This window comes from Enterobacter sp. CM29, from assembly GCF_013179605.1.
GTDB classification, from domain to species: domain Bacteria; phylum Pseudomonadota; class Gammaproteobacteria; order Enterobacterales; family Enterobacteriaceae; genus Enterobacter; species Enterobacter intestinihominis.
On sequence record NZ_JABMCU010000205.1, the window covers coordinates 1 to 7,794 of the forward strand.

The window sequence follows — 7,794 nt, forward strand, 5'->3', positions numbered from 1 at the left end:
AGGGTTCAGAAAAGTACAATGCTATCAAAAGCTATAAGTATTTTGCGCCGAAGCTCTCAGCTGCCGTTCTCTTAGGGCTTCCTGTATCACTTGCTGATGCTATGTCTGAACTTAACAGCATTCGAAACAAGTACGCTCATAAAATTGACTACGTGATTACAAATGAAGAAGTTGACAAGCTTGCAGAGACGATTAAAAAAATAAAAATAGAAGAAATTAACCACGGTGGCTATATACATCAAGTTATTGAGCCAATCCTAAAGGATGGGATCTACGCAGTGGCACTGATGAAAGATCTACCTCCTAATTTGGAAGAAAATCGTCTTCGTATATGCAAATTAGTCACTAGCGCACATTGTATGTGCTTGCTTGGTGCTTTTTGGTTGATTAATACTCTTCACGTTAAGGATAAACTGAAGCTTTCCAAGTCTGAATAGTCCTAAAGGAATGCTTCTGCAAAATTGATTTTCTGGAATCAACCCGCCATAATTGAGTCATCGGAGCCTGAACAACTCCGGTGACTTCTGCGCATTTAAGGGGACTTAAATGCGACCACAATCTGAACTCCTCACCTTGTCACAGATGCAGAAATGCACCTGCGATTTTCTGCATTCTGCGGTTTCCGTTAAGGAGGCCGTATGACTCTGCCAGTAGACGGCATCAAACTCCATCGCGGCAACTTCGCGGCCATTGGCCAGCAGATTCAGCCATTGCTGGATGCCGGGCAATGTTTCCGCCTGCAAGTCAAACGGTGGCGCGAGAAGCGCAGCCTGTCGCAGAACGCGCTCAGCCACATGTGGTACACCGAAATCAGCGAATACCTCATCGCCCGCGGCAAGACCTTCGCTACGCCTGAGTGGGTCAAAGACGCGATGAAGCACACCTATCTCGGCTACGAAAGCAAGGACCGGGTAGACGTCGTGTCCGGAGAGGTGACCACGGTTCAATCTCTCCGCCATACCGCCGATCTGGAAACCGGCGAGATGTACATCTTCCTGTGCAAAGTCGAAGCCTGGGCGATGAATATCGGCTGCCACCTGACCATCCCGCAGAGCTGCGAGTACCAGCATCTGCGCGATAAGCAGGAGGTCTGATGTCTACTCCACTTTCCCGCGTCATCACAAACGAAATCTTCCGCGTTCCGGCGCGCCGCCAGCGTAAGCCCGTGGTTAAGCCGTCCGATATCCCGACACTGAAGGGCTACACCGCCCGCCTGGTGGATCAGAAATGGCTGCGTCTCGCGGCGAGGAGAGGTCATGCGTAAACCTTCACGCCGTAAGTGCAAAGTGTGCGGAGAATACTTCGTGCCGAAATTCAACGACATCCGGATCCGCTGGTGCTGCCCTGAGCACGGTACAATCCTCGCGATGGAAGAGCGCGAAAAGGAGAAGGTTAAGTTCGCGGCTAAGCGCATTAAGGAGCAGAAGGAAGCCGAGAAAGCAGGGCGCCAGCGCCGCGCAGAACGCCGTAATGAGCTGAAGCCAATCCGCCACTGGGTGCAGATGACTCAGCGAGCTTTCAACGACTGGCGGCGTGAAATGCTGCTGGCCGCCGGGCACGGCTGTATCTCCTGCGGAACCAAGACCGCGTTTGCCTGGCATGCCGGGCATTACCGCACCACGGCCGCCGCACCACAGCTTCGCTTTAATCCGGACAATATCTGGCTCCAATGCTCCGCCTGCAACGTCCACAAATCCGGGAACATCGAGGCGTACCGCGCCGCCCTGGTCGAACTGATCGGCGAAGAGCGCGTACTGGCGCTGGAATCCAACAACGAAACCCACCGATACACCCGAGAAGAGCTCGATGGCATCCGTGCCAAGGCCCGGGCAGACCTTCGCGCACTGAAACAGCAGGAGGCAGCATGAGCACAGAAACCGAAATTGAACTGGGCAAGGTTGTCGCTTTCCCGTCAAAGAATAACGACATGCAGGATGGGCTGGTCATTCAGCGAGAAGGCCAAAAGGTCATGTGTCTGCACTCGGCTGTATCGATAAACGGAAAAGAGCGAACGCTACGCTGCCGGAAATGCGAAACGCTAATCGATCCATTCGACTACCTGATGACGCTCTGCGACCAGGAGTCTCGCTACTGGGAAAGCGTTAAGTATCTTCGCCGCGAGGAAAAACAGCGTCGCCAGAACATCGAGAAGCTCATTCAGATTGAGAAGAACGCCAAGTCCCGCATTCGCCGCGCCGGTGATAAGTCTCCACTTCCTCTGTGGCAGAACGAGAGGGTGTACGAATGACACGTGACCAGATTATCCGGTACCAGGCCGAAAGCGTTAAGCGCGCAAACCTGCCGCCAGTAGCAAAGCACAGCCAGACCAAAACCAATCAGCCACAGAAGGAAGCCGCATGAACAGTCAGCAACTGGAATACGTACGTCAGCAGCTCATTGTGGCGACCGCAGACCTCAGCGGGGCGACGAAAGGGCAGCTTGTAGCTTTCGCCGAAAACGCGCAGTTCACCGCGACGGCGCGAAGCCGGGGCCGGAAGAAAATCACCGACCCGGTCACCGGCCGGAAAGTTAACCCTGATGGCCCGGCGATGAGCGGCAGCCAGTCCCGCGCTAAGGGATCGTCCATCGCGCTTGTCAGCCCGGTAGAGTTTGGCACTGCGTCATGGCGCCGCGCTGTCCTATCGCTGGAGGACCATCAGAAAGCCTGGCTGCTGTGGAACTACAGCGAGAACGTTAGCTTTGAGCACCAGGTGGCGATCACCCGATGGGCGTGGACAGAGTTCCGGGAACAGCTCGGCACGAAGAAAGTGGCCGGCAAGACGACGGATCGCCTGAAGAAGCTAATTTGGCTGGCGGCGCAGGACGTTAAAGCGGAGCTGTCAGGGCGGGAGACATACGAATATCAGGTGCTCGCGGAACTGGTGGGCGTAACGCCAAAGAACTGGTCAGAAACGTTTACGGACCGCTGGGTGGAGATGAGACGTATCTTCCTTCGCCTGGACAGCGGTGCTTTGTTGCAGGTTACGCGATCACGTTCACAACAAAAGGCGACAAATTTCGACAGAAGTCTTGCAAAACTGGATTGAAACGCATATATTTCATGTAAATCTGATATCGTCGCCATTGCTTCGTAGGTCGACAAAGAATTAAGAGCCTCGCCACCGTGCGGGGCTTTGTTTTTTGTGCTTTATGTAAACCAAGTGATCTTTAAAAGTTAATAATCTTTTTTTACTTATGTAAAATATGGCCTCCAGTGAAAACAGAGAGGCCTCATCATGAAGAACTTCCAGCTTTATGTTGGCGGCACTAACAACATCACCTATCGTTACGAAATCAGAAAGGTGGATGATGCTTTTAGTGTTCGAATATTCAACGTCAAAAACAAGTTGCACAAAGAGGTCGGTTGTAAGTCGCTTCGCTTTGTGTCAGCTCATGATGTTATCGATGAGTGCACATCGCATTACAGGAGGCACGCTGAAGGCCTAAGAGGCTTTTTACGTGGGCTCAAAATGTGGTGAAGGTGCAACTCAACAGACAGGTCGCTTAGGCGGCCTTTTTATTTGCCTGTAGCTAAGCGGTAAAGCTCCCAAATCATAATTGGATGATTGCTGGTTCGAATCCAGACGGGCGACCCAAACCCACTACCTGGGACCCTTCGGCCATAGAGCCGACATTGCCTTACCCTCATCTTCCTGGCTTGTCGCCAGGTTTTTTATTCCAGGCCGCAGACAATCAATTCCAGATGCCACGTAGCTAACGTGTCTGACGGCCTTTCCCCTACTACCACACAGCACCCCGGAACCGGAGGTGTGGAATGCAACGTATGAACCCAACAGATGGACACAATCTGCCTTACTGGTGGTCAACTCTTCTGGGGTTATTTTCCGTTCTCAGTTTACAGGACTACGTCTTTATTCTCGGCGCGCTGGTCTCTGCATACTTCACGATTAAGACCTATTACGCGAAACGGAAAGAAGAGCGTGAACGGCTGGAAGAAGAAAAGAAACGTACACAGTTACTGGCTAAATACCTTGCTGAGGTAAGCGAGAAACCCCACTCCGAACGTCCGGCATCTGCCGAGGTTGTAACGGAGGCAATGCGGAGAATGTCCAGTGGCGAACTTGAAGCTGAGTAAGAAGAGTGGCGCGGCCGGGATCGTTTGTTCAGTGGCTACAATTATCGCAATCGTGATGAATGCGGGCCATGTCAGGACTAACGAGCGCGGGCTGGAGTTAATCGGCAACGCTGAATCTTGCCGACGTGATCCGTATGTGTGCCCGGCAGGTGTGCTTACTGACGGAATGGGTAATACGCATGGCGTAAAGCTCGGCACCGTTAAGTCTGACCAGCAGATCGCAGCCGAGTGGGAGCGCAACATCCTTGATGCTGAGTCCTGCGTTAACCGCTACGGAAATGGACGCAAGCTGTCTGACAATACTTTCTCGGCAGCTGTATCGGTAACGTTTCGAGCTGGCTGCGGGAACATGCGCACCTCCACGATGTTCTCTCTTCTCAGAAGTGGGGACATCACAGCGGCATGCCACCAGTTCCCTCGCTGGGTATGGGGTGGCGGCAGGGTTCTGCCTGGTCTGGTTACTCGTGCCGGGAAAGAAGAGGCGCTCTGCCTGGACGGTGTGAAATGAGCCGATTAACCGCAATCATCTGTGCTGTCGTTATCTTCCTGCTCGTTACCATGGCCTGGGCGATTAACCACTACCGCGACAACGCCATCACCTACAAAGACCAGCGCGATAAAGCCACTGAGAAACTCAGCCTGGCGAACGCCACCATCAAAGACATGCAGGTGCGTCAGCGTGATGTCGCGGCACTGGATGCCAAATACACCGGAGAAATGGCAGATGCCAAGGCTACTATCGATCAGCTTGAGCGCGATGTTGCTTCTGGCAAGCGTCGGTTGCAGCTCAACGCAAAATGTCCCGCGAACGGAGCGACCAGTACCGGCAGCCTGGGCGATGCTCCCGGCCCCCGACTTACTGACCCTGCTGAACGGGATTATTTCACCCTCAGAGAGCGAATCGTCACAGTGACGAAGCAGGTCGGCTATTTGCAGGAATACATCAAAGAGCAGTGCTTAAATTGATTGAATCAAGTAAAATCACCTTGATAAATTAGGGGTGATTATGGACGAAAAACAAATTGCATTAGAGGCTATGTTGGCAGCTAAGGACTCTGCACATTGGGCGTGGTGGACAATGGCTGCGACTATATTCAGTGTTCTGATTTCCTTGGGTACTCTAGGTATGGCTTTCAGCGCCTTGGATACTTGGCGTCAGCAAGAGATGTTAAAGCTGAAGATGGAATTCAAGAGGTCTATTCTTGAATTAATTTATGCTATGGACTCTATGCCAAGAAATTGGTCTTATCATCAGATCAATTTAGCTCGGGCAAGGTTACAAGCATCGCCTGAGGTTGCAAATAGAGTTGCTGACCCTGCCCAGATATACATCAATAAAATGGCTCTCAAGGATGCATTTAGTGGCTCAACCAAAGCATGGATCATGTGTGAACATCTCTTCTCTGAAACAGAGATCGAAGTCTTATGGAATAAGTTTCGAGGTGAGTTTCGAGATTACATAATGAGGGGCGGCGATACCAATCGCCTTGCAGGCATTCTCGAATCACTAAATGTAAAACTAAAGGTTTTATAAATCTAACCACCCTTGGGTGGTTTTTTATTGCCATCACCATGAGTAGCCTCATCGTAATGGCATTATCCCCATAAGCGGATAAAGAGGCTCTCAATGTCCGACATCTACCAAATCACGCTAACCACCCAAACAGGCGAAACCTTCACGGGCAAGATGTCACGACGTCAGCCTGAGCTGGTTAACGGCTTTGTGCCGCTGGCGACCGAGACGGGTGAGTGGCTTTACTTCGCTCCGGCCGATGTGAAGCGCGTGCAGTTTACGCCAGTACCGGCTGAGCAGACCGAACAACCAGAAGAACAAACAACGGAGTAACGAATGAGCAAACCGGACTGGGAGGCCATCGAGACGGCGTACCGGGCCGGAGTGATGTCCCTCCGAGAGATAGCATCACAACACGGTATCAGCGAAGGCGCTATTCGTAAGCGTGCCAAGCGTGACGACTGGTCGCGAGACCTGAATGCGAAAGTGAAAGAACGCGCTGACGATCTGGTACGCAAAGCAGAGGTACGCAAACAGGTACGCAGTGAAGTCACTTTTAACGAACGCGTACTCATCGAGGCGACGGCTGAGGTAATAGCCAATGTCCGCATGGAGCATCGTGGCGACATTAAGCGCGCCCGGCAGATAACCAATGCCCTGTTTGATGAACTTGGCGCAGAGTGCGCAGACGTGGCCGCGCTGGAGAAGCTCGGAGAGTTGATGTTCGACCCTGACGATAAGGGTCAGGACAAGCTCAATGAGATTTACCACAAGGTCATCAGCATGCCGGAGCGCGTTAAGTCGGTTAAGGCGCTGAGTGACGCGCTGAAGAATCTGGTCGGGCTTGAGCGCCAGGCCTACGACATCGACGGGCCGGAAGGCGACAACTCTGTTAAGCAACTGTCTGACCTGATGGATTCACTGTCTCAGGGGGCGTAATGAAACCTGAGCACATCAAACTGCTGTCCGATAAAGACTGGCGGCTGAATAACCTTTACTGGATCACCGACAAAGAGGGAAAGCCTACGCGGTTCAGGATGACACCTGAGCAGCGGGAATACTTCGAGGGGATCCACACCCGCAACATCATCCTGAAAGCACGTCAGCTCGGTTTCACAACTGAGGTGTGCATTATCCAGTTGGACGCGGCACTGTTCGAGTCGGCGAAGTGCGCGCTGATTGCCCACACGCTGAATGACGCAAAGCGCCTGTTCCGCGAAAAGGTGAAGTACGCATACGATAAGCTGCCTGCAGAGATAAAGGCGGCCAACCCGGCCAGCAATGACTCTTCCGGCGAGCTCGTCTTCAAGAAGGGCGGCTCACTATACGTCAGCACTTCATTTCGTGGCGGTACGCTGCGTTACCTGCACGTTTCCGAGTTCGGGAAGATATGCGCCAAGTATCCTGACAAAGCCCGTGAGATCGTCACTGGTGCGTTTGAGGCGGTATCGACTGGATGCTTCGCTACTATCGAGAGCACAGCCGAGGGCCGGGCGGGTTACTTCTTCGATTACTGCCAGACGGCAGAGAAAGCGCTGCTGCAGGGTAAAACGCTATCCGCGCTGGACTGGAAGTTTTTCTTCTTCTCCTGGTGGAAGAGCCCGCAGTACGCAATCGACCCGGTGGAATCACTGCCGGTACGCCTGCTTGAGTACTTTGCTGAGATGGAGGCGAAGCACGGCGTAGTCGTCAACGAACGCCAGAAAGCCTGGTACTACGCCAAAGAGAAAACGCTCGGCGATGACATGAAGCGCGAATACCCGACCATTCCGGCCGAGGCGTTCCAGCAGTCTGTCGAGGGCGCGTATTACGCCAAACAGTTCCGCTGGCTGTACACCAACAAGCGGATCGGCCAAATACCGGATAACTCACACCTTCCGGTGCACACGTTCTGGGATATCGGTGTGGGTGACTCCACGGCGATATGGTTCGTTCGCGAGGTCGGCGAAGAGTTCCATATCATCGACTACTACGAAAATTCCGGCGAAGGCCTGAGGCACTACATGAAGGTGCTGAAAGACCGCGGATATGAGTACGGCGAGCACTGGGGTCCACACGACATCGAAAACCGCGAGTTCGGCGCTGATGCTAAATCGCGCAAAGAGCTTGCGCAGGAAGGCTATGAAATTGATGGTCAGGTGTACTCGATGACATTCAACGTTGTGCCTAAAACTGGTGTCGATAC

General features: G+C 52.9%; 14 protein-coding genes and 1 tRNA gene. All 15 read left to right on the forward strand.

All coding sequences use genetic code 11. The annotated features are described in order from the left end of the window. The coding region (locus tag HP459_RS19440; protein WP_171936672.1) for a hypothetical protein at positions 1–437 on the forward strand (437 nt) is incomplete at its 5' end. A 201-nt stretch (positions 438–638) separates the two neighbouring features. Beyond that, the gene (locus HP459_RS19445; protein ID WP_171936673.1) at positions 639–1,094 is read left to right on the forward strand and encodes a YbcN family protein; all 456 of its coding nucleotides are present in this window, start codon (positions 639–641) and stop codon (positions 1,092–1,094) included. Next, entirely contained in the window at positions 1,094–1,264 is a 171-nt protein-coding gene (locus tag HP459_RS19450; RefSeq protein ID WP_171936674.1) for a NinE family protein, read from the forward strand. The genes HP459_RS19445 and HP459_RS19450 overlap by 1 nt, the downstream gene beginning before the upstream one ends. Continuing rightward, positions 1,257–1,868, forward strand: coding sequence for a recombination protein NinG (locus tag HP459_RS19455; protein WP_171936675.1), 612 nt, complete (start codon positions 1,257–1,259; stop codon positions 1,866–1,868). Before HP459_RS19450 ends, HP459_RS19455 begins: the two co-directional genes overlap by 8 nt. Then, positions 1,865–2,248: a hypothetical protein gene (locus HP459_RS19460; protein WP_171936676.1), complete on the forward strand. Its 384-nt coding sequence runs from the start codon at positions 1,865–1,867 to the stop codon at positions 2,246–2,248. Before HP459_RS19455 ends, HP459_RS19460 begins: the two co-directional genes overlap by 4 nt. Continuing rightward, a complete protein-coding gene (locus HP459_RS19465) occupies positions 2,245–2,361 on the forward strand; it encodes a hypothetical protein (protein ID WP_017383030.1) in 117 nt (38 codons plus the stop codon). The genes HP459_RS19460 and HP459_RS19465 overlap by 4 nt, the downstream gene beginning before the upstream one ends. Beyond that, positions 2,358–3,047 carry a bacteriophage antitermination protein Q gene (locus HP459_RS19470; protein ID WP_171936677.1) on the forward strand — a complete coding sequence of 230 codons (690 nt, stop codon included), beginning with the start codon at positions 2,358–2,360 and terminating at the stop codon, positions 3,045–3,047. The genes HP459_RS19465 and HP459_RS19470 overlap by 4 nt, the downstream gene beginning before the upstream one ends. Before the next feature lie 474 nt (positions 3,048–3,521). After that, positions 3,522–3,596: transfer RNA gene (locus tag HP459_RS19475), tRNA-Ile, on the forward strand. Between the two features lie 179 nt (positions 3,597–3,775). Then, positions 3,776–4,096: a hypothetical protein gene (locus tag HP459_RS19480; RefSeq protein ID WP_017383027.1), complete on the forward strand. Its 321-nt coding sequence runs from the start codon at positions 3,776–3,778 to the stop codon at positions 4,094–4,096. A gap of 55 nt (positions 4,097–4,151) precedes the next feature. Next, a complete protein-coding gene (locus HP459_RS19485) occupies positions 4,152–4,604 on the forward strand; it encodes a lysozyme (RefSeq protein ID WP_080031250.1) in 453 nt (150 codons plus the stop codon). After that, a complete protein-coding gene (locus tag HP459_RS19490) occupies positions 4,601–5,062 on the forward strand; it encodes a lysis protein (RefSeq protein WP_047727187.1) in 462 nt (153 codons plus the stop codon). The genes HP459_RS19485 and HP459_RS19490 overlap by 4 nt, the downstream gene beginning before the upstream one ends. A gap of 40 nt (positions 5,063–5,102) precedes the next feature. Continuing rightward, positions 5,103–5,630 carry a hypothetical protein gene (locus tag HP459_RS19495; protein WP_032652818.1) on the forward strand — a complete coding sequence of 176 codons (528 nt, stop codon included), beginning with the start codon at positions 5,103–5,105 and terminating at the stop codon, positions 5,628–5,630. 93 nt (positions 5,631–5,723) lie between these two features. After that, complete coding sequence (locus HP459_RS19500; RefSeq protein WP_017693187.1) at positions 5,724–5,942, forward strand: hypothetical protein; 219 nt, start codon at positions 5,724–5,726, stop codon at positions 5,940–5,942. 3 nt (positions 5,943–5,945) lie between these two features. Next, entirely contained in the window at positions 5,946–6,548 is a 603-nt protein-coding gene (locus tag HP459_RS19505; RefSeq protein ID WP_171936678.1) for a hypothetical protein, read from the forward strand. Further along, positions 6,548–7,794 (forward strand): terminase (locus HP459_RS19510; protein WP_171936679.1); only part of this gene is annotated, 1,247 nt, incomplete at its 3' end. The genes HP459_RS19505 and HP459_RS19510, both read left to right, overlap by 1 nt.

Bases quoted from the DNA above. Each gene is read 5' to 3' on its own strand.
- HP459_RS19445 (WP_171936673.1), top strand. From the start codon at position 639: ATGACTCTGCCAGTAGACGGCATCAAACTCCATCGCGGCAACTTCGCG.
- HP459_RS19450 (WP_171936674.1), top strand. From the start codon at position 1,094: ATGTCTACTCCACTTTCCCGCGTCATCACAAACGAAATCTTCCGCGTT.
- HP459_RS19455 (WP_171936675.1), top strand. From the start codon at position 1,257: ATGCGTAAACCTTCACGCCGTAAGTGCAAAGTGTGCGGAGAATACTTC.
- HP459_RS19460 (WP_171936676.1), top strand. From the start codon at position 1,865: ATGAGCACAGAAACCGAAATTGAACTGGGCAAGGTTGTCGCTTTCCCG.
- HP459_RS19465 (WP_017383030.1), top strand. From the start codon at position 2,245: ATGACACGTGACCAGATTATCCGGTACCAGGCCGAAAGCGTTAAGCGC.
- HP459_RS19470 (WP_171936677.1), top strand. From the start codon at position 2,358: ATGAACAGTCAGCAACTGGAATACGTACGTCAGCAGCTCATTGTGGCG.
- HP459_RS19480 (WP_017383027.1), top strand. From the start codon at position 3,776: ATGCAACGTATGAACCCAACAGATGGACACAATCTGCCTTACTGGTGG.
- HP459_RS19485 (WP_080031250.1), top strand. From the start codon at position 4,152: ATGAATGCGGGCCATGTCAGGACTAACGAGCGCGGGCTGGAGTTAATC.
- HP459_RS19490 (WP_047727187.1), top strand. From the start codon at position 4,601: ATGAGCCGATTAACCGCAATCATCTGTGCTGTCGTTATCTTCCTGCTC.
- HP459_RS19495 (WP_032652818.1), top strand. From the start codon at position 5,103: ATGGACGAAAAACAAATTGCATTAGAGGCTATGTTGGCAGCTAAGGAC.
- HP459_RS19500 (WP_017693187.1), top strand. From the start codon at position 5,724: ATGTCCGACATCTACCAAATCACGCTAACCACCCAAACAGGCGAAACC.
- HP459_RS19505 (WP_171936678.1), top strand. From the start codon at position 5,946: ATGAGCAAACCGGACTGGGAGGCCATCGAGACGGCGTACCGGGCCGGA.